At 66.0% G+C, this 18085-nt stretch carries 17 protein-coding genes and 1 tRNA gene; 3 read left to right on the forward strand and 15 right to left on the reverse strand.

The window, feature by feature from the left end; translation table 11 throughout:
* Positions 1-9: 9 nt before the first annotated feature.
* The 13 genes from nuoI to ACZ75I_RS13760 all read right to left on the reverse strand — a co-directional run bounded on the left by nuoI (position 10) and on the right by ACZ75I_RS13760 (position 11579).
* The gene (gene nuoI / locus ACZ75I_RS13700) at positions 10-498 is read right to left on the reverse strand and encodes an NADH-quinone oxidoreductase subunit NuoI (RefSeq protein ID WP_005417924.1); all 489 of its coding nucleotides are present in this window, start codon (positions 496-498) and stop codon (positions 10-12) included.
* Between the two features lie 3 nt (positions 499-501).
* Positions 502-1596 (reverse strand): NADH-quinone oxidoreductase subunit NuoH, encoded by a 1095-nt coding sequence (nuoH, locus tag ACZ75I_RS13705; RefSeq protein ID WP_061478097.1) that lies wholly within the window; start codon positions 1594-1596, stop codon positions 502-504.
* Positions 1593-3827 (reverse strand): NADH-quinone oxidoreductase subunit NuoG, encoded by a 2235-nt coding sequence (nuoG, locus tag ACZ75I_RS13710; RefSeq protein WP_346476780.1) that lies wholly within the window; start codon positions 3825-3827, stop codon positions 1593-1595. The genes nuoH and nuoG overlap by 4 nt, the downstream gene beginning before the upstream one ends.
* The gene (nuoF, locus tag ACZ75I_RS13715; RefSeq protein ID WP_005417934.1) at positions 3824-5164 is read right to left on the reverse strand and encodes an NADH-quinone oxidoreductase subunit NuoF; all 1341 of its coding nucleotides are present in this window, start codon (positions 5162-5164) and stop codon (positions 3824-3826) included. Before nuoF ends, nuoG begins: the two co-directional genes overlap by 4 nt.
* A 4-nt stretch (positions 5165-5168) precedes the next feature.
* The gene (gene nuoE / locus ACZ75I_RS13720) at positions 5169-5696 is read right to left on the reverse strand and encodes an NADH-quinone oxidoreductase subunit NuoE (RefSeq protein WP_005410460.1); all 528 of its coding nucleotides are present in this window, start codon (positions 5694-5696) and stop codon (positions 5169-5171) included.
* A gap of 97 nt (positions 5697-5793) precedes the next feature.
* Entirely contained in the window at positions 5794-7101 is a 1308-nt protein-coding gene (locus ACZ75I_RS13725; RefSeq protein ID WP_005417935.1) for an NADH-quinone oxidoreductase subunit D, read from the reverse strand.
* Positions 7098-7847, reverse strand: coding sequence for an NADH-quinone oxidoreductase subunit C (locus ACZ75I_RS13730; RefSeq protein WP_010486428.1), 750 nt, complete (start codon positions 7845-7847; stop codon positions 7098-7100). The genes ACZ75I_RS13725 and ACZ75I_RS13730 overlap by 4 nt, the downstream gene beginning before the upstream one ends.
* Positions 7848-7880: 33 nt before the next feature.
* Positions 7881-8435: a NuoB/complex I 20 kDa subunit family protein gene (locus ACZ75I_RS13735; RefSeq protein WP_005417936.1), complete on the reverse strand. Its 555-nt coding sequence runs from the start codon at positions 8433-8435 to the stop codon at positions 7881-7883.
* Positions 8426-8782 (reverse strand): NADH-quinone oxidoreductase subunit A, encoded by a 357-nt coding sequence (locus ACZ75I_RS13740; RefSeq protein WP_005417937.1) that lies wholly within the window; start codon positions 8780-8782, stop codon positions 8426-8428. The genes ACZ75I_RS13735 and ACZ75I_RS13740 overlap by 10 nt, the downstream gene beginning before the upstream one ends.
* Before the next feature lie 111 nt (positions 8783-8893).
* Positions 8894-8978, reverse strand: a tRNA-Leu gene (locus ACZ75I_RS13745).
* Positions 8979-9029: 51 nt separating this feature from the next.
* Complete coding sequence (secG, locus tag ACZ75I_RS13750) at positions 9030-9467, reverse strand: preprotein translocase subunit SecG (RefSeq protein ID WP_049415231.1); 438 nt, start codon at positions 9465-9467, stop codon at positions 9030-9032.
* 31 nt (positions 9468-9498) lie between these two features.
* Complete coding sequence (tpiA, locus tag ACZ75I_RS13755) at positions 9499-10254, reverse strand: triose-phosphate isomerase (RefSeq protein WP_180868208.1); 756 nt, start codon at positions 10252-10254, stop codon at positions 9499-9501.
* Between the two features lie 347 nt (positions 10255-10601).
* Complete coding sequence (locus ACZ75I_RS13760; RefSeq protein ID WP_049414703.1) at positions 10602-11579, reverse strand: isopenicillin N synthase family dioxygenase; 978 nt, start codon at positions 11577-11579, stop codon at positions 10602-10604.
* 150 nt (positions 11580-11729) lie between these two features.
* Here ACZ75I_RS13760 and ACZ75I_RS13765 point away from each other — a divergent pair, with 150 nt between their 5' ends.
* Genes ACZ75I_RS13765 through ACZ75I_RS13775 form a run of 3 tightly spaced genes read left to right on the forward strand, consistent with a single transcriptional unit; the run spans position 11730 to position 15623 of the window.
* Positions 11730-13607: a sulfatase-like hydrolase/transferase gene (locus ACZ75I_RS13765; RefSeq protein ID WP_472958097.1), complete on the forward strand. Its 1878-nt coding sequence runs from the start codon at positions 11730-11732 to the stop codon at positions 13605-13607.
* A gap of 20 nt (positions 13608-13627) precedes the next feature.
* On the forward strand, positions 13628-14773 hold the full coding sequence (locus ACZ75I_RS13770) for a glycosyltransferase family 4 protein (protein ID WP_346476784.1): 1146 nt from the start codon (positions 13628-13630) through the stop codon (positions 14771-14773).
* A complete protein-coding gene (locus ACZ75I_RS13775; protein ID WP_061480014.1) occupies positions 14766-15623 on the forward strand; it encodes a polysaccharide deacetylase family protein in 858 nt (285 codons plus the stop codon). The genes ACZ75I_RS13770 and ACZ75I_RS13775 overlap by 8 nt, the downstream gene beginning before the upstream one ends.
* 81 nt (positions 15624-15704) lie before the next feature.
* On the opposite strand, the gene glmM is transcribed toward ACZ75I_RS13775, so the two are convergent.
* Together glmM and accD are read right to left on the reverse strand one after the other, a co-directional pair.
* Positions 15705-17066 carry a phosphoglucosamine mutase gene (gene glmM, locus ACZ75I_RS13780; RefSeq protein WP_154351173.1) on the reverse strand — a complete coding sequence of 454 codons (1362 nt, stop codon included), beginning with the start codon at positions 17064-17066 and terminating at the stop codon, positions 15705-15707.
* Positions 17066-17941, reverse strand: coding sequence for an acetyl-CoA carboxylase, carboxyltransferase subunit beta (gene accD / locus ACZ75I_RS13785; protein ID WP_005417947.1), 876 nt, complete (start codon positions 17939-17941; stop codon positions 17066-17068). The genes glmM and accD overlap by 1 nt, the downstream gene beginning before the upstream one ends.
* Positions 17942-18085: the final 144 nt, after the last annotated feature.

Here is an 18085-nt window from a genome sequence, read left to right on the forward strand (position 1 = left end):
CTCTCGACCTCAGCGGTAAGCGGCATCGGCGGCACGACGCTCGGCGATCTCGGACTCGAGACGGTCGCCAAGGGCGAGCAGCTGCGGCTTGGTAACGATGTTTTCGCCACGGTTCTCGAAGTGGTACTCGAGGATGTGGGTTTCGACGATCGAGTCCACCGGGCAGCTTTCTTCGCAGAAGCCGCAGAAGATGCACTTGAACAGGTCGATGTCGTAGCGGGTGGTGCGGCGGGTGCCGTCCTCGCGCTTGGCCGAGTCGATGGTGATGGCCAGCGCCGGGCACACCGCTTCACACAGCTTGCAGGCAATGCAGCGCTCTTCGCCGTTGGGATAACGGCGCAGGGCGTGCAGGCCACGGAAGCGCGGCGACTGCGGGAACTTCTCCATCGGGTACATCATCGTGTACTTCGGCTTGAAGCTGTACTTCAGCGTCAGCCAGAGGCCGGCCAGCAGTTCGAGCAGCAGCAGGCTCTTGAAGTAATGGGTAATCCTGTTCATCACTTAGACGCCCTTTTGAATCACGCCGAAGAACACCATGACGGCGGTAACCGCGATCCACAGAATGGCCAGCGGGATGAAGACCTTCCAGCCCAGGCGCATGATCTGGTCATAGCGGAAGCGCGGGAAGCTGGCACGGAACCAGATGTAGGCACTGGCGAAGAAGAACACCTTGACGAACAGCCACGGTGCACCGCCCTTCCAGATCCAGTCGACCAGCGGCGAGACGTTACCCAGATCAACCCAGCCCTGGACCGGGCTCAGCCAGCCGCCGAGGAAGAAGATCGAGATCAGGAAGCTGATCAGGATCATGTTCGCGTATTCGGCCAGGAAGAACAGGGCGAACGCACCGCCGGAGTACTCGACCATGTGGCCGGCAACGATTTCCGATTCGCCTTCCACCACGTCGAACGGCGCGCGGTTGGTTTCAGCCACGCCCGACACCCAGTAGATGACGAACAGCGGGAACAGCGGGAGCAGGAACCAGTCGAAGAAACCGGAGCTGCCGGCCTGCGCAGCGACGATGTTGCTCAGGTTCAGGCTGCCCGAGGCGATCATCACGCCGACCAGGGCGAAGCCCATGGCGATTTCGTAGCTGATCATCTGCGCCGAGGCGCGCATGGCACCCAGGAACGCGTACTTCGAGTTCGATGCCCAACCGGCCAGGATGATGCCGTAGATGCCCAGCGAGGTCATCGCCAGCAGGTACAGCAGGCCGGCGTTGGCATTGGACAGCACGATCTGCGAATCGAAGGGCACCACCGACCAGGCCGCGAAGGCCGGGGCCAGGGTGATCAGCGGGGCCAGCAGATAGATCGCCTTGTTGGCGCTGCTCGGCTGGACCACTTCCTTGAACAGCAGCTTGAAGACGTCGGCGAAGGCCTGGAAGATGCCCATGCCCACGTACATCGGGCCGTGGCGGACGTGCATCCAGCCGATCAGCTTGCGTTCCCAGACCACGTAGAAGGCCACCGAGATGATCACCGGCACGGTGATCACCAGGATCTTCAGGATGATCCAGATCAGTGCGCCGATGTCACCGAGGCCCAGCAGCCACTGGTGCAGCGGGTCGACCGCGTTCAACAGCAATTCGTTCATGCAGCCACCACCGATACGCGAGCGGCACCCAGCGGCGCGGTCGCGCCGTGGCCCGATTCAATCCAGACCGAACCCGCAGCGACGCGGGCGTCGACCACCACCGGCAGGGTGGCCTTGCCGGCATCGGTGCCGACCTTGGCCATCTGCCCTTCCTGCAGTTGCAGGCGAGCGGCATCTTCAGCGTTCAGCACGATGCGCGGGGCGTTGTTGAGCGGATGCGACTGCAGCGCCGGCGCGCGACGGACCACCGCATCGGTGCGGTAGATCGCGGCGGTCGAAGCCACTTCCAGGCCTTCGCCGGCAACCGCCGGCTGCGCCGAAGCAGCGACGGTGACCGACACCGGGGCCAGGCTGGCACGCAGGCCGGCCAGGTCGGTGAAGTCGAAGCCGGCCAGCGCCATGTCGCCGCCCAGTGCGCGCAGCACGCGCCAGCCTTCGCGGGCCTCGCCCGGCAGCTTGCCGCCGGCACGGGCCGACTGCTCGCGACCATCGAGGTTGGTCAGGGTGGCATCGATTTCCGGCAGCGCACCAATCGGCAGGATCACGTCGGCAACGTCGCGGGTCGAGGCGCAGGCGAACTGGCTGAAGGCCACCACCTGGGCACCGGCCAGCGCCTTGCGGGCGGCCGGGGCGTCGGCGAAGTCCAGGCCCGGCTCGAGGCCGTACACCACGTAGGCCTGGCGCGGCTGCGCCAGCATCGCGGCGACGTCCTTGCCGGCCGGCAGCACGCCGGCGCGGGTCAGGCCAACGGCGTTGGCGCCCTGCGGGATGCGGCACAGCTTGGCACCGGTAGCGGCAGCGAACTCACGCGCGGCAGCGCGGATCGCGGCAGCCTGCGGGTGGTTCTCGGCGATGCCACCAACGATCAGCACGGTGTTGTTGCCGCCCTGCACGGCCGAACGCAGCTCGGCGTTGGCCAGCGCGTCGACGAACTTCGACGGGGCAACGATCTGCTTGCCGGCGACACTGAAGGCGAAGTCGAAGTCCACCGGATTGACGACGTGGATCTTCGCGCCCTTGGTGGTCTGCGCCTTGCGCAGGCGAGCGTGCAGCAGCGGCAGTTCGTGGCGGATGTTGCTGCCCAGGACCACGATGCGGTCGGCGCCCTCGATCTCAGCCAGCGGCAGGCCGAACACTTCGGCGGTTGCGGCGTCGGAGAAATCGCGGTTGTTGATGCGGTGGTCGATGTTGCCCGAGCCCAGGCCCTTGGCCAGGCGGGCCAGCAGTGCGCCTTCCTCGTTCGAGGTCGACGGGTGCACCAGCACGCCCAGGTTGTCGCCCTGGTTGGCCTTGAGGATTTCGGCGGCCGCGGCCAGGCCTTCGGCCCAGCTCACTTCCTTCCACTCGCCGTTGACCTTGCGCAGCGGCTTGACCGCACGGTCTTCGCTGTACAGGCCCTGGTGCGAGTAGCGGTCACGGTCGGACAGCCAGCACTCGTTCACGGCTTCGTTGTCGCGCGGCACGGTGCGCAGCACTTCGCCGCGACGCACGTGCAGGAACAGGTTCGAACCCATCGCGTCGTGATAGCCCAGCGACTCGCGCGCGGTCAGTTCCCACGGGCGGGCGCGGAACTGGAACACCTTGTTGGTCAGCGCGCCGACCGGGCAGACGTCGACGACGTTGCCGGACAGCTCGGTGGTCAGCGGCTTGCCGTCGAAGGTACCGATCTGCAGGTTCTCACCGCGGTACATGCCACCCAGTTCGTAGGTACCGGCAACGTCGGCGGTGAAGCGGACGCAGCGGGTGCACTGGATGCAGCGGGTCATCTCGGTGGCAACCAGCGGACCCATGTCCTCGTCAGGCACCACACGCTTGCGCTCGTTGAAGCGGCTGACCGAACGGCCATAGCCCAGCGACACGTCCTGCAGCTCGCACTCGCCGCCCTGATCGCAGATCGGGCAGTCCAGCGGGTGGTTGATGAGCAGGAACTCCATCACCGAGCGCTGGAACTTCAGCGCCTTCTCGCTGCGGGTGGCGACCTTCATGCCGTCCATCACCGGGGTGGCACAGGCCGGCGCCGGCTTCGGCGACTTCTCCACGTCCACCAGGCACATGCGGCAGTTGGCGGCGATCGGCAGCTTCTCGTGATAGCAGAAGCGCGGAATCGGAATGCCGGCCTTGTCGGCCGCCTGGATGATCATCGAGCCCTTGGGCACGACCAGCGACTTGCCATCGATCTCGATGGTGACGTGATCGGGTGGGACGCTCGGATTTACGGGTTGCGCGCTCATGCAGCGGCTGCCTCCACCTTCTTGCCGTCAACCATCGAATGACCGTTGACGATGTAGTACTCGAACTCGTCCCAGAACTGGCGCAGGAAGCCCTGGATGGGCCATGCAGCCGCTTCGCCGAACGCACAGATGGTGTGGCCTTCGATCTGCCCGGCCACTGCCTTCAGCTGGTGCAGGTCTTCCATCGTGGCCTTGCCGGCGACGATGCGCTCCAGCACGCGGTGCATCCAGCCGGTGCCTTCACGGCACGGGGTGCACTGGCCGCAGGATTCCTTGTGGAAGAACTGGCTGATGCGGCAGGCGAACTTGACGCAGCAGACGCTGTCGTCGAGCACGACGATCGCACCCGAGCCCAGGCCGGAGCCCAGCGCACGGATGGTGTCGTAGTCCATCGGCAGGCCCTTCAGCTCGGCCGCGGTCAGCACCGGCATCGACACGCCGCCCGGGATCGCGCCCTTGAGCTTGCGGCCCGGACGCAGGCCACCGGCCATTTCCAGCAGGTCGTCGAAGGTGGTGCCCAGCGGTACTTCGAAGTTGCCGCCGTTCTGCACGCAGCCGGACACCGAGAAGCACTTCGGGCCGCCGTTGGCGGTCAGGCTCAGGCCCTTGAACCACTCCGGGCCGTTGCGGATGATCGCCGGCACCGAACCGTAGGTTTCGGTGTTGTTGATCGTCGACGGCTTGCCGTACAGGCCGAAGTTGGCCGGGAACGGCGGCTTGTAACGCGGCTGGCCCTTCTTGCCTTCCAGCGATTCCATCAGCGCGGTTTCTTCGCCGCAGATGTACGCGCCGGCGCCCAGCGCGCCGTAGATGTCGATGTCCACGCCGCTGCCGAGGATGTTTTTGCCCAGCCAGCCGTTCGCATAGGCGTCGGCCAGGGCCTGCTCGAAGTGCTCGAACGGCTCGTGGTGGAATTCACCGCGCAGGTAGTTGTAGCCCACGGTCGAACCGGTGGCGTAGCAGGCGATCGCCATGCCTTCCACCACCGAATGCGGGTTGTAGCGCAGGATGTCGCGATCCTTGCAGGTGCCCGGCTCGGATTCGTCCGAGTTGCAGAGGATGTACTTCTGCATGTTGCCCTTGGGCATGAAGGACCACTTCAGGCCGGTCGGGAAGCCTGCGCCACCGCGGCCGCGCAGGCCCGAGGCCTTGACCATCTCGATGACCTGCTCCGGCGGGATCTTCTCTTCGAGGATCTTGCGCAGGGCAGCGTAGCCACCGGTCTTCAGGTAGCTTTCGTACGACCACGGGGTGTCGTAATGCAAGGTGGTATAGACCACCTGGTGCGGCAGCGGCGCGGGGCCGACCGGACCCTTGGATTCGTGGTGATGTGCCATGCCCTTACTCCAGCCCGTCCAGCAGCTCGTCGACCTTTTCCAGGGTCAGACGCTCATGGTAGTGACCGTTGATGACCATCATCGGCGCGCCACCGCAGCCGGCCAGGCACTCTTCCTCGCGCTTGAGGTAGACGCGGCCGTCAGGGGTCGATTCACCGTGCTTGATGCCCAGCTTCTTCTCGCAATGGCGCACGATGTCCTCGGCGCCATTGAGCCAGCAGCTGATGTTGGTGCAGATGGCCACGTTGTTGCGGCCCACCTTCTCGGTCTCGAACATCGAGTAGAAGCTGGCGACCTCGTAGGCCCACACCGGCGGCAGGTCCAGGTACTTGGCCACGCCGGCGATCAGTTCGTCGGTCAGCCAGCCCTGGTTCTGCTCCTGGGCCGCATGCAGGCCCTGCAGCACGGCAGAGCGCTTGCGGTCCGGCGGGAACTTGGACAGCCAGTGATCGATGTGAGCGCGGGTCTTGTCGCTCAGCACCACCATCGGGTCGACGTCGCGCGCCGCCTCGAAATTACCTGTCGCCTTCATCGGCCGACCTCAGCGAAATGCATAACGTGAAATTCCAGAAACTGCGGCGCCGGCTTGCGCCGGCTGCCTGCAGCGGGCGTTGGCGTGGCGGACGGCATTACCGGTCAACCTCGCCGAACACCAGGTCGTAGGTGCCGATCATCGCCACCACGTCAGCCAGCATGTGGCCGCGCACGACCGAATCGATCGAGGACAGGTGGGCGAAGCCCGGCGCACGCAGGTGCACGCGGAACGGCTTGTTGGCGCCGTCGGAGACCAGGTAGCAGCCGAATTCGCCCTTCGGGGCTTCCACCGCCGAGTAGGTCTCGCCGGCCGGCACGCAGTAGCCTTCGCTGAACAGCTTGAAGTGGTGGATCAGCGCTTCCATGTCGTCCTTCATGTCCTCGCGCCTGGGCGGAGCGACCTTGAAGTTCTTCACCATCACCGGGCCCGGGTTGGCCTTCAGCCACGCCACGCACTGCTTGATGATGCGGTTGGATTCGCGCATTTCGGCAACGCGGACCAGATAGCGGTCATAGCAGTCGCCTTCCTTGCCCAGCGGGATGTCGAAATCGACGGCATCGTACTTGGCGTACGGACGCTTCTTGCGCAGGTCCCAGGCAATGCCCGAACCGCGCAGCATCACGCCGGTCATGCCCCACTGGTGGGCCAGTTCGGGCGTGACCACGCCGATGCCGACGGTACGCTGCTTCCAGATGCGGTTGTCGGTCAGCAGGGTTTCGTATTCGTCGATGCGCTTGGGGAACTCGACGGTGAAGTTCTCCAGGAAGTCCAGCAGCGAACCCTCGCGCGAAGCATTCAGCTGCTTCAGCGCCTTGCCCTTGTGCCAGCGCGATTCCTTGTACTTCGGCATGTGGTCCGGCAGGTCGCGGTAGACACCGCCCGGACGGTAGTACGCCGCGTGCATGCGCGCGCCGGAAACCGCTTCGTAGCAGTCCATCAGCTCTTCGCGTTCGCGGAAGGCGTACAGCATCACCGCCATCGCGCCCAGGTCGAGCGCGTTGGAGCCCAGCCACATCAGGTGGTTGAGGATGCGGGTGATTTCATCGTACATGGTGCGGATGTACTGGGCACGCTCCGGCGCCTCGATGCCCATCAGGGTCTCGATCGCGCGCACGTAGGCGTGCTCGTTGCACATCATCGACACGTAGTCCAGTCGATCCATGTAGCCGATCGACTGGTTGAACGGCTTGGACTCGGCCAGCTTTTCGGTACCACGGTGCAGCAGACCCACGTGCGGGTCGGCGCGCATGATGGTTTCACCGTCCATTTCCAGGATCAGGCGCAGCACACCGTGAGCGGCCGGATGCTGCGGGCCGAAGTTCATGGTGTAGTTGCGGATTTCCTGCCGGCTCTCGGCGGCGTTGCTGGCGAATGCTTCGCCGGCCTGGTGTACGTGGCTCACTTCACTGCCTCCTGCGCGCGCTCACCTTCTGCGGTCTGCAGACGGGCGTCGTCGCGGATCACGCGCGGCACGCCGACACGCGGCTCCACCGAGGTGACCGGTTCGTAGATCACGCGCTTCTTCTCTTCGTCGTAGCGGACTTCGACATTGCCGATCAGCGGGAAGTCCTTGCGGAACGGATGGCCGACGAAACCGTAGTCGGTCAGGATCCGGCGCAGGTCCGGGTGGCCTTCGAAGATCACGCCGTACAGGTCGAACGCCTCGCGCTCGAACCAGTTCAGACCCGGCCAGATACTGGTCAGCGAGGACACCACCGGCAGCGCTTCGTCAGGAGCGAAGCAGCGCAGGTGCATCATCAGGTTGTGCTGGTAGGAACGCAGCTGCGCGACCACGGCGAAGCGCTGGGTCGGCATGTGCTGCGGGCGGGCACCGTCGGCACCGTTTTCCTCGGTGGGGAACTCGCCCCACGCGAAGCGGCCCTGGGCCTTGCCTTCGACGCCTCGGCTGAACCCCTGCGAGGACACGTCAGCGGTGTCCCATTCGTCGGAGCCATAACCGAGGTAGTCGACGCCGCACAGATCCACGGCCTGCTCGAAACCAAACTCGTCACGCAGCGCCAGGGCGGTGGCGTGCCACTCGGCGGCAGGCACTTCCAGCGTCACTTCGCCGCGGGGTTCGACCACGATGACCTTCGCACCAGCGAAACGTGCGGAGAGTCGGTCGATGAAGGATGCTTGCTCTGCCATGGGGGCTTGGCGCGCTCTAGTCAGGTGAAGGGGTCAGCGGGCGATGGTCTGTGTACGCCAGATCTTCTTCTGCAGCTGCAGGATCCCGTACACCAGCGCCTCGGCAGTCGGCGGGCAGCCCGGGACGTAGACGTCCACCGGCACCACGCGATCACAGCCGCGCACCACAGAATAGGAGTAGTGGTAGTAGCCGCCACCGTTGGCGCAGCTACCCATCGAGATGACCCACTTCGGGTCCGGCATCTGGTCGTAGACCTTGCGCAGCGCCGGGGCCATCTTGTTGACCAGGGTACCGGCCACGATCATCACGTCGGACTGACGCGGCGAAGGGCGGAACACTACGCCGTAGCGATCCAGGTCCAGGCGCGCGGCGCCGGCGTGCATCATCTCGACGGCGCAGCAGGCCAGGCCGAAGGTCATCGGCCACATCGAGCCGGTACGCGCCCAGTTCAGCAGTGCGTCGACGCTGGTGGTGACGAAGCCCTTTTCCAGCAGCGGGTTGTCGCCTTCCGGCCGCAGGATGTCATCAACCCGGCCTTCCGGCGACGGATTGTTCATGAGGCCATCGAGAGTCTGAATCACTCCCATTCCAGCGCTCCCTTCTTCCAGACGTAAATGAAACCGAGGAACAGCATGCCGACGAACAGGCCCATGGTGACCAGCGAACGGGCGCCCAGTTCCATGAAGACCTGGGTCCACGGCACGATGAAGATGATTTCCAGGTCGAAGACGATGAACTGGATCGCGATCAGGTAATAGCGCACGTCGAACTTCATGCGCGCGTCTTCGAAGGCTTCGAAGCCGCACTCATACGGCGACAGCTTTTCCAGATCGGGGCGGCGGGGACCGAGGAATCGACCAACCAGCATCAGCGTAACGCCGATACCGGTGGCAACGATCAGAAACAGCAGAGACGGCAAATATTCGGCCAGCACAGCGATTCTCTCTTGCCTCTGCCGCTGCGCCTGCAGGCGCTTTGGCATGGGGGAGTGGACGGGAACCTGCCTGGCGCCTTGCGCGCCAGACGAACCCGCTTTACTTACAAATGGTGCCCAAGAGGGGACTCGAACCCCTACGACTTGCGTCGCTACCACCTCAAGGTAGTGCGTCTACCAATTCCGCCACCTGGGCAAACGATCACATCAGACTATCTTTCCGATGCGCCGCGTATTGTAACCGGCTTCAGTCTTTCTGGGAGCCTTCCGAAGGCTTTTCTTCACCAGAAACCGAAGATTCCGCCTGAGCCGGCACATTGGCGGCCGGAACCGGGGCTGCCGGGACCGCATCGGCCTTCGGGACGGCCGGCAGCTCGCCCGCCGGAGCCGCCGGAGCGGTCGCTGCCGGGGCGGACATCAGACCCAGGTCCTGGTCGGCCGCCGGACGGGTGCCGTGACCGGCATACCAGGCCATGAAGAGGCTGATGCCAAAGAACACGACAGCCAGCCACTTGGTCGACTTGGACAGGAAGTTCGAGGCACCACGCGCACCGAACACCGTGCCCGAGGCACCGGCACCAAAGCCCGAACCTGCCGCCGCACCCGAGCCACGCTGCATCAGGATCAGCGCGATCATGGCCACAGCGACCAGCACGTAGACGACATTGAGGATCAACATCAGCATTGGAAACCGCCCTCGGACAATACTTCTAGGATTAGTTCGCGGCCGCCGCCCGTGCGATGGCCAGGAAGTCCGCGGCCACCAGGGAGGCGCCGCCGACCAGCCCACCATCGACATCCGGCTGCGCGAACAGTTCCCCGGCATTGTCGGGCTTCACGCTACCGCCGTAAACAATGGGCAGTGAATCGGCGATTCTAGCATCGATACGCGCGACTTCGCCACGGATGAACGCGTGCACCTGCTGTGCCTGCTCCTTGCTGGCGGTACGGCCGGTGCCGATGGCCCAGACCGGCTCGTAGGCGACCACGGCGTTGGCGAAACCGGCCGCACCGACCAGTTCCAGCACCGGCGCCAGCTGGCTGGCGATGACCGCTTCGGTCTGCCCGGCCTCCCGCTGTTCCAGGGTCTCACCCACGCACAACACCGGGACCAGGCCGGCATGCTGGGCGGCGGCGAACTTGCGCGCGACCAGCTCGCTGCTTTCATGGTGATACTGGCGGCGCTCGGAGTGGCCGACCAGGCCATAGCGGGCCCCGACCTCGACCAGCATGGCTGCGCAGACCTCGCCGGTGTAGGCGCCCTTCTCGTTGCTGCTGACGTCCTGTGCACCAAAGGCCAGGCCGGTCGCGCCGAAGTCCTCGACCAGCTCGCCCAGGTACGGCAGCGGCGGCAGGATCACCACGTCCACGCCCTCCGGCGGCAGCCCGGCGACCACCTGCCCCAGCAGTTCATTGGCGAATTGACGGCTGCCGTGCAGCTTCCAGTTTCCGGCGACGATCTTGCGGCGCATGAGCGGGTGGCTCCTGTGTGAAGTCAGCCGGTCATGATACCCGTTACGGCAAAAATCCGTTTCCGTGTAAGCGGTTACATGGATTTTCAGCCAACGGCGCAGCCCCTCGTGGCGGGAGTTTGGTTGGGTTGGTCGCGGAAAGCCCGGTTGGATTGGCGGGCTTGGCCGGGCGGGTGGGGATGGCGGGGGACGCCTCATGGATGGGTCCACGGCGTCCCCGCCATCCGACACCTCCCCGCCTCCCCACGGAACACCCCAGAGCCGCTTTGGCTTTGGCTTTGGCCTCTGCGGGTGCAGGGTGCAGCCCTGCAAAGAAAAAGGCCGCCTTTCGGCGGCCTCACTTCTCTTTACTTCAGCTTGATCTCGCGCAGGCGTTCCTCGAGGAAGCCGTGGGCGGTGATCGGCTCCGGGTACCGGCTCGGGTTCTCCGGGGTGATGCACGAGGGCAGCACGTCGATCAGGAAGTCCGGGTTCGGGTGCAGGAAGAACGGTACCGAGTAGCGCGGCTGGCGCGCCAGTTCGCCCGGAGGATTGACCACGCGGTGGATGGTCGACGGATACACATGGTTGGTCAGGCGCTGCAGCATGTCGCCGATGTTGACCACGATGGTGTCCGCGTCCGAGGTGAACGGCACCCATTCGCCGTCGTGCGACTGCACTTCCAGCCCTGCGGCACTGGCACCCACCAGCAGGGTGATGAAGTTGATGTCGCCATGAGCACCGGCACGCACGTTCGGGATGTCGTCGGTGGTGATCGGCGGGTAGTGGATCGGGCGCAGGATCGAATTGCCGAAGTTGGTCTTGTCGGCGAAGAAATTCTCCGGCAGGCCGATGTGCAGGGCGAGCGCCGACAGCACGCGCGACCCCAGGTTGTCCAGCGCCTGGTACAGGCCGTACCCCCGCTCGCGGAAGCCCTCGACTTCGGTCGGCCACAGGTTCGGCGCCATCACGTCACGGTACTTGGAGTCGTCGGCGATCTCGCGGCCGATGTGCCAGAACTCCTTCAGGTCGAAGTGCTTGGAGCCCTTGGCGGTCTCCACGCCGAAGGGGGTATAGCCGCGGGCCCCGCCGCTGCCAGGCACGTGGTACTTGCGCTTGACCTCTTCCGGCAGGGCGAAGAAGGCCTTGAAGGCATCGTAGGCCGCGTCGATGTCGGCCTGCGGGATGCCGTGGTTGCGGATGCCCGCGAATCCCCATTGGCGATAGGCCGCGCCCAGCTCGGCCACGAAGGCCTCGCGGTCGCTGTCGAAACGGGTGATGTCGAGGGTGGGGATCTGGCTCACAGCGGTTCCTGGCTTGTCATTGGGTCTGGGGGGCCAGCGCATTCATGGCCCGCCTGAACATTGTGACAGATCGCCCGGGGGACGCCACTCGATACGAAGAAACAAACCGATACAATGCGCGACCCGCGCGCGGATTAACGCTTCCGTCACGTGGGGCCCGACCTTTTCCCCGCTCCCTGAATCCGCTTCGCCATGTCTGCAGCCGCCCCTGCCGCACTCGCCCTTGAAGGCTTCACCCGGCGTTGGCGCCGGCTGGCCTGGTGGTCGCTGTTCGTCGCCGGCAATGCGGTCCTGGCTGCGGCGATCGCACTGGGCAACGTGCCGCTGCGGGACAATCCAGGCGGCAGCGCGGGCCTGGCCTACCTCGCGATCGCCCTGCCCGGCCACCTGCTCGCGTTCGGCGCGCTGGCCGGCCTGCTGCCGTTGCTGCTGGGGCTGTGGCCACGCACTGCCCGTACGCTGAGCATCAGCGCCGTTCTCCTGCAGGGCCTGTGGCTGTGCCTGCTGCTCGTCGACGCCAAGGTGTTCACCCTGTATCGCTTCCACCTCAACGCCATGGTCGTGAACATGGTGTTCGGCGGCGCCCTGCAGGACCAGGTCGCCCTGTCCTGGAAGACCTGGCTGCAGGTCGCGCTGCTGGTCGCCGCGGTCTTCGCCGCCGAAGGCCTGCTGGCCTGGGCGTGCTGGAAGCTGCTGCCGGCAGTGCCGCGCCGGCGACGGGTGCTGCAGACGTGGGCAGCGGTCGCGCTTCTGATGGCCGGCGGCCAGGTGGCCACCGCCTACTACGACGCCCGCGGCGACCGCGATGTGATCGCGCAGTGGAACTACCTGCCGTGGGCGCAACCGATCACCGCCAAGAGCTTCATGCGGCGCCTGGGCGTGGTCAGCCAGCAGCAGGCCGGCCTGCCCGACCCGCGCCATGCGCAGCTGCAGTACCCACTGCACCCGCTGCGGTGCCAGAACCCGCATCGTCCCAATGTGCTGATGGTGGTGCTGGAATCGCTGCGCCAGGACGTGCTGACACCGCAGCTGATGCCCAACACGTCGGCGCTGGCGCAGGACGCGCGCGTGTTCGACCAGCACTTCAGCACCGGCAATGCCACCCGCTACGGCCTGTTCGGGCTGCTGTACGGCCTGCCCGGTGGTTACTGGCCAAGCATGCTCGACGAGCAGCGCGGCTCGCAGCTGTTCCAGGTGCTGGGCCAGCAGGGCTACGACCTGCACCTGTACGGCAGTGCGCCGTTGTACAGCCCGGAATTCGATCGCACGGCATTCGCCGATGTGCGCGACCAGCTGCACCAGGGGCCATCGGCACTGAAGTCCGACGGCCGCGACCGCGCGATCATCAGTGCACTGCAGCAGGACATCCGCGCCAGCCAGGCGGCGCAGCGCCCGTGGTTTGGCTTCGTGTTCCTCGACTCCACCCACGCGCCGTACCACATGCCCGATGGTTACCCGCCCGTGGCGACGCCGATGGCTGCGGACATCGACTTCCTCAAATTCGGCCCGGAGCATGACCCGACGCCGGAACTCAACCGCTACCGCACCGCCGTGCACTACGCAGACAGCCTGATCGGCTCGCTGCTGGACGACCTGCGCGCACAGGGCCTGGCCGAGGACACCATCGTGCTGGTCACCGGCGACCATGCCGAAGAGTTCAACGACCTCAAGCTGAACTATTGGGGCCACAACGGCAACTTCTCCGACTACCAGCTGCAGGTCCCGTTCGTGCTGCATTGGCCAGGCAGGGCCGCTGGCCGCGACGCCCGCACCAGCTCGCACGAAGACTGGGTACCGACACTGATGCGCCATGCGCTGGGCTGCGAGAACGCGCTGAGCGATTACAGCACCGGCCAGGACCTGCTGGCCGAACCGCAGGGCCCGCGTGCCCTGGTGGTCGAAAGCTGGTCGCAGCGCGCGATACGCCATGGCGACGCGATCTACGTGTTCGACAAGTTCGGCAACGCCACAGCGCTGGACCGGCACTACCTCCCGCTGCCCCAGCAGTCCCCTGATGCGGCTGCCGTACGCACTGCATGGGAAGCGTTGACCCGCTTCCGCAATCGTTGACCTTCAAGGATCGATCCCGCATGAACCGTCCGCTGCGCATCCTGCACACCGAAGCCGCCAAGGGAATGGGCGGACAGGAGATCTACATCTTCCGCCACATGCAGGTGATGCGCGCGCGTGGCCATGAGGTGGCGCTGCTGTGCCAGCCCGAAGCGCGACTGGCCAAGCTGGCACGCGACGACGGTTTCACCGTGCACACCCTGCGCATGGGGGGCCTGCTGCGCCTGCTGCGCGGCATCTGGTCGGTCTCGCGCCTGGTGCGTCGCGAGCGCTACGACGTGGTCAACACCACCAGCCGCCGTGACGCGCTGATCGCCGCCGCCGGTGCACGCCTGGGCGGCACACCGCTGGTAATACGCTCGCGCCACCTGATGAGCCCGGTCAACTCGCTGCTGACCTATACCGGCCTGCCGCACCGGGTGATGACCGTCAGCAGCTTCGTCAAGCAGCTGCTGACCGAGCGCGGCATTCCGGCCGAGCACATCGGTATCGTGCCGCCAATTGCAGTCCCGCCGCGCTGGAGCGAGATCCGCAAGGCCGATCCCTGGCAATGCCTGCAGGAGGTGCGCGCGGAGGTGCGCGCCGAGCTCGGTTTCGGCGAGCAGGACATCGTGGTCGGTTGCGTGGCGGTGCTGCGCGGCCCCAAGGGCCATGCCGACCTCCTGCAGGCGATGGTGCCGCTGTGCAGGACGCATCCGAACCTGCACCTGGTGGTGATCGGCGATGGCCAGCCGGTCATGGATCGGCTGCAGGCGCTGCGCGACGAGCATGGGCTGCAGCAACAGGTCCACCTGCTCGGCTATCGTGACGGCGCGTGCCGGCTGATGGCCGGCTTCGACATCTTCGCGCTGGCTTCGCACAAGGAAGCGGCCGGTACCGTGTTCCTGGAGGCCGCCTATGTCGGGGTACCGATCGTGGCCACGCGCGTAGGTGGCGTGCCGGAGATGGTGGTCGAGGGCAGCAATGCGATCCTCACCCGATTGGGCGACAATGCAGCCCTGACAGGCGCACTGCGCCTGCTGGTGGAAGATCCGGAACGGCGGCGGCAGATGGGCCGCGCCGGGTGGGACTGGATGCACGGCGCGCACCGGTTCACCCCCGATGGCCACGGTGAGACCACCGAACACTACTACCGCCAGTGGCTGAAGGAGCTGGGACATGGCTGATGCCCGAACCGTACCGGTGCTCATGCACCACCACGTCAGTCCGTCGCCGGGCATGATCACCGTGTCACCGGAGAATTTCGAAAGCCAGATCGCCTGGTTGGCCGGCAACGGCTGGACTTCGCTGACACTGGACCAGTACGCCGGCTTCCTGGCCGGCAAGCCGGTGCCGCGCAAGTCGATCGTGATCACCTTCGACGATGGCTACCTGGACAACTGGGTGTATGCGCACCCGATCCTGCAGAAGTACGGCATGCACGCAGTGGTGTTCGTGGTCACCGGCTGGATGGGTGAAGGCCCGGAGCGGCCCCACGCGGGGCTTGCCGGGGCAGTGCTGCCTGCCACGCCGGACCACCGCGGTTGCGAAGCGGCGATCTACGAGCAGAACCGCAGCGACGACGTGATGATGCGCTGGAGCGAAGCGCGCGCAGCCATCGCCGCCGGCACCTTCGAAGTGCATTGCCACACCCATACCCACACCCGCTGGCTGCGCCGCGACGACCTGGACCGCGCACAGCGCCGTGCGGGCCTGAGCCACGACTTGGCAGTCTCGCGCGAAGTCCTGCGGGACAAGCTCGGCGAGGTGTCCGATACGCTGTGCTGGCCTTACGGCGATTTCGACCAGGACCACATCGAGGTGGCACGCGAGCACGGCTTCCGCTACCTGCACACCACCCACCCGTTCGGCCGTAATGTGGTCGGCGGCGATCCGGAACGCATCTACCGCTTCGCGATCCGCAACCGCCCGGCGAGCTGGTTGCGCAAGCGCATCGCCCAGAGCTACACCCCCCTGATCGCGCCGCTGTTCAATGGCTTCAAGGCGCGGCAGAAGAAGATGGTGCCGGGGCCGTGAGCCTCGCGCAGCCTTGCCGCCTGAACGAAAAAACGCCCCGGCATTGCGGGGCGTTTCTGTTTGGGCAAATGCACAGCTGCCTCAGGCGGCGGCTTCACGGACCGCTGCAGACAGGCGCTCCAGCGTGTCCTGCATCAGCGTTGCATCATCGGCCTCGACCGTGACACGCACCACCGGCTCGGTACCGGACGGGCGCAGGAACGCACGGCCACGGCCGGCCACTGACTGCTGCGCGACGGCCAGCGCGGCCTGCACGCTGTCGGCCTGCACGGTGGCCTTGGCCGAGACATTGCCCAGCCGCACGTTGACCGTCTTCTGCGGCACCCGCAGCAGCCCCTTCAATGCCTGGCGCAGGGTCTGCCCGCTGTTGCGCAACGCCACCAGCACCTGCAGCGCACTGACGATGCCGTCACCGGTGGTGGCCCGATCCAGGCACAGCAGGTGGCCGGAGGCTTCGCCGCCGAGCACCCCACCGCCTTCGATCAGCGCCTGGTGCACATAGCGATCACCCACATTGCTGCGCACGAACGGAATCTGCAGATCGGCGAAGGCCTTCTCCACGCCGTAGTTGCTCATCAGCGTGCCGACCACCGGGCCGCGCAGGCGGCCTTCGGCTTTCCATGCCCGGGCCAGAATGTAAAGCAGGTCGTCGCCGTCGACCGGGTTGCCCTGGTCGTCGGCCATCAGCACGCGGTCGCCGTCGCCGTCGAAGGCAATGCCGAGATCGGCGCGGGTTTCGCGGACCTTGGCCGCGAGATTGTCGATATGGGTGGAGCCCACGCCGGCGTTGATGTTGACGCCGTTGGGCTCGGCGCCAATGCCGATCACCTCGGCACCCAGCTCGCGGAACAGCAGCGGTGCGATCTGGTAGGTGGCGCCGTGCGCGCAGTCCAGCACCAGGCGTACGCCACGCAGGTCGAACGCGCGCGGCACGCTGGCCTTGCAGAACTCGATGTAGCGGCCGACCGCCTCGCGGCCACGCGACGCCTTGCCCAGCTTCTCCGATTCGACGGTGGTGAAAGGAACGTCCAGCGCCGCTTCGAGGGCAAGCTCGGTGGCATCGTCGAGCTTCTCGCCCTGGGCGGAGAAGAACTTGATGCCGTTGTCGTAGTGCGGGTTGTGCGAGGCACTGATGACGATGCCGGCATCCACGCCCAGCGTACGGGTCAGGAACGCCACCGCCGGCGTCGGCATCGGCCCCAGCAGCTGCACGTCGGCACCGGCGGCCACCAGGCCGGCTTCCAGCGCCGCCTCGAACATGTAGCCGGAAATGCGGGTGTCCTTGCCGATCACCACGATCGGCCGGCGCCCGTCCTGGCCGCGCTGGGCGACCAGGACACGGCCCAGCGCGTTGCCCAGGCGCAGCACGAAGTCGGCCGAGATCACGCCCTGGCCGACCCGGCCACGGATGCCATCAGTACCGAAGTACTTGCGGCCTCCCATCAAGCCACCTCCGGCGCCGGCTGACGGCCCAGCATCGCCAGCAGGTCGGACAGGCGGTCGCGCAGCTCGCGGCGATCGCAGATCTGGTCGATGGCACCATGTTCGAGCAGGAACTCCGAGCGCTGGAAGCCTTCCGGCAGTTTCTCGCGCACCGTCTGCTCGATCACGCGCGGGCCGGCGAAGCCGATCAGCGCCTGCGGTTCGGCGATGTTGATGTCGCCCAGCATCGCAAAGGAGGCCGAGACACCACCGGTGGTCGGATGGGTCAGCACCGAGATGTACGGCAGCCCGGCTTCACGCAGCTTGCCCAGCGCGGCCGAGGTCTTGGCCATCTGCATCAGCGAGAACAGGCCTTCCTGCATGCGGGCGCCACCGCTCTGCGAGAAGCACACGTAGGGCGCACCGATCTCGACCGCGGTTTCTGCGGCCAGTGCGAAACGCTCGCCGACCACCGAGCCCATCGAGCCGCCCATGAAGGCGAAGTCGAAGGACGATGCCACCAGCGCACGGCCCTTGAGCAGGCCGCGCATGGCGATCAGCGCGTCGTACTCGCCGGTATTCTTCTGCGCGATCTTGATGCGCTCGCTGTACTTCTTCTGGTCCTTGAACTTGAGCAGGTCGGTCGGCCCCAGGCGCGCACCGATCTCGGTGGTGCTGTCGGCGTCGAACAGGGCGGCCAGGCGCGCGCGCGCGCGGATCGCCATGTGATGGCCGCACTTCGGGCAGACTTCCAGGTTCTCTTCCAGTTCCGGACGGTACAACGCGCTGCCGCAGTTGCTGCACTTTTCCCACAGGCCCTCGGGGACACTGCGCTTCTTGCTGGGGGTGTTGTCGGTGCGGATGCCGGACGGCATCAACTTGCTGAGCCAACTCATGCGGGAGGACACTTCCGTTCAGGGCGGCCCGGGGGCCGCAAAGGCGGACAGTCTAGCTCCGCTTTCCCCGCCCGTGCACCCCCTTGCCAGCCGCGGGGAAGCCGGAAAAAACCATGCTGGGACGTACGTTTAGGTGCTGGGCGG

This window comes from Stenotrophomonas sp. X (genome assembly GCF_055721025.1).

What these genes read in the sequence shown, in the direction of transcription:
- secG (WP_049415231.1), bottom strand. Translation starts at nt 9,467, where the DNA reads ATGCTGATGTTGATCCTCAATGTCGTCTACGTGCTGGTCGCTGTGGCC.
- nuoI (WP_005417924.1), bottom strand. Translation starts at nt 498, where the DNA reads ATGAACAGGATTACCCATTACTTCAAGAGCCTGCTGCTGCTCGAACTG.
- nuoG (WP_346476780.1), bottom strand. Translation starts at nt 3,827, where the DNA reads ATGAGCGCGCAACCCGTAAATCCGAGCGTCCCACCCGATCACGTCACC.
- accD (WP_005417947.1), bottom strand. Translation starts at nt 17,941, where the DNA reads ATGAGTTGGCTCAGCAAGTTGATGCCGTCCGGCATCCGCACCGACAAC.
- glmM (WP_154351173.1), bottom strand. Translation starts at nt 17,066, where the DNA reads ATGGGAGGCCGCAAGTACTTCGGTACTGATGGCATCCGTGGCCGGGTC.
- ACZ75I_RS13735 (WP_005417936.1), bottom strand. Translation starts at nt 8,435, where the DNA reads ATGGGAGTGATTCAGACTCTCGATGGCCTCATGAACAATCCGTCGCCG.
- nuoE (WP_005410460.1), bottom strand. Translation starts at nt 5,696, where the DNA reads ATGAAGGCGACAGGTAATTTCGAGGCGGCGCGCGACGTCGACCCGATG.
- ACZ75I_RS13760 (WP_049414703.1), bottom strand. Translation starts at nt 11,579, where the DNA reads ATGCGCTGGCCCCCCAGACCCAATGACAAGCCAGGAACCGCTGTGAGC.
- tpiA (WP_180868208.1), bottom strand. Translation starts at nt 10,254, where the DNA reads ATGCGCCGCAAGATCGTCGCCGGAAACTGGAAGCTGCACGGCAGCCGT.
- ACZ75I_RS13775 (WP_061480014.1), top strand. Translation starts at nt 14,766, where the DNA reads ATGGCTGATGCCCGAACCGTACCGGTGCTCATGCACCACCACGTCAGT.
- ACZ75I_RS13765 (WP_472958097.1), top strand. Translation starts at nt 11,730, where the DNA reads ATGTCTGCAGCCGCCCCTGCCGCACTCGCCCTTGAAGGCTTCACCCGG.
- nuoF (WP_005417934.1), bottom strand. Translation starts at nt 5,164, where the DNA reads ATGGCACATCACCACGAATCCAAGGGTCCGGTCGGCCCCGCGCCGCTG.
- ACZ75I_RS13730 (WP_010486428.1), bottom strand. Translation starts at nt 7,847, where the DNA reads ATGGCAGAGCAAGCATCCTTCATCGACCGACTCTCCGCACGTTTCGCT.
- nuoH (WP_061478097.1), bottom strand. Translation starts at nt 1,596, where the DNA reads ATGAACGAATTGCTGTTGAACGCGGTCGACCCGCTGCACCAGTGGCTG.
- ACZ75I_RS13770 (WP_346476784.1), top strand. Translation starts at nt 13,628, where the DNA reads ATGAACCGTCCGCTGCGCATCCTGCACACCGAAGCCGCCAAGGGAATG.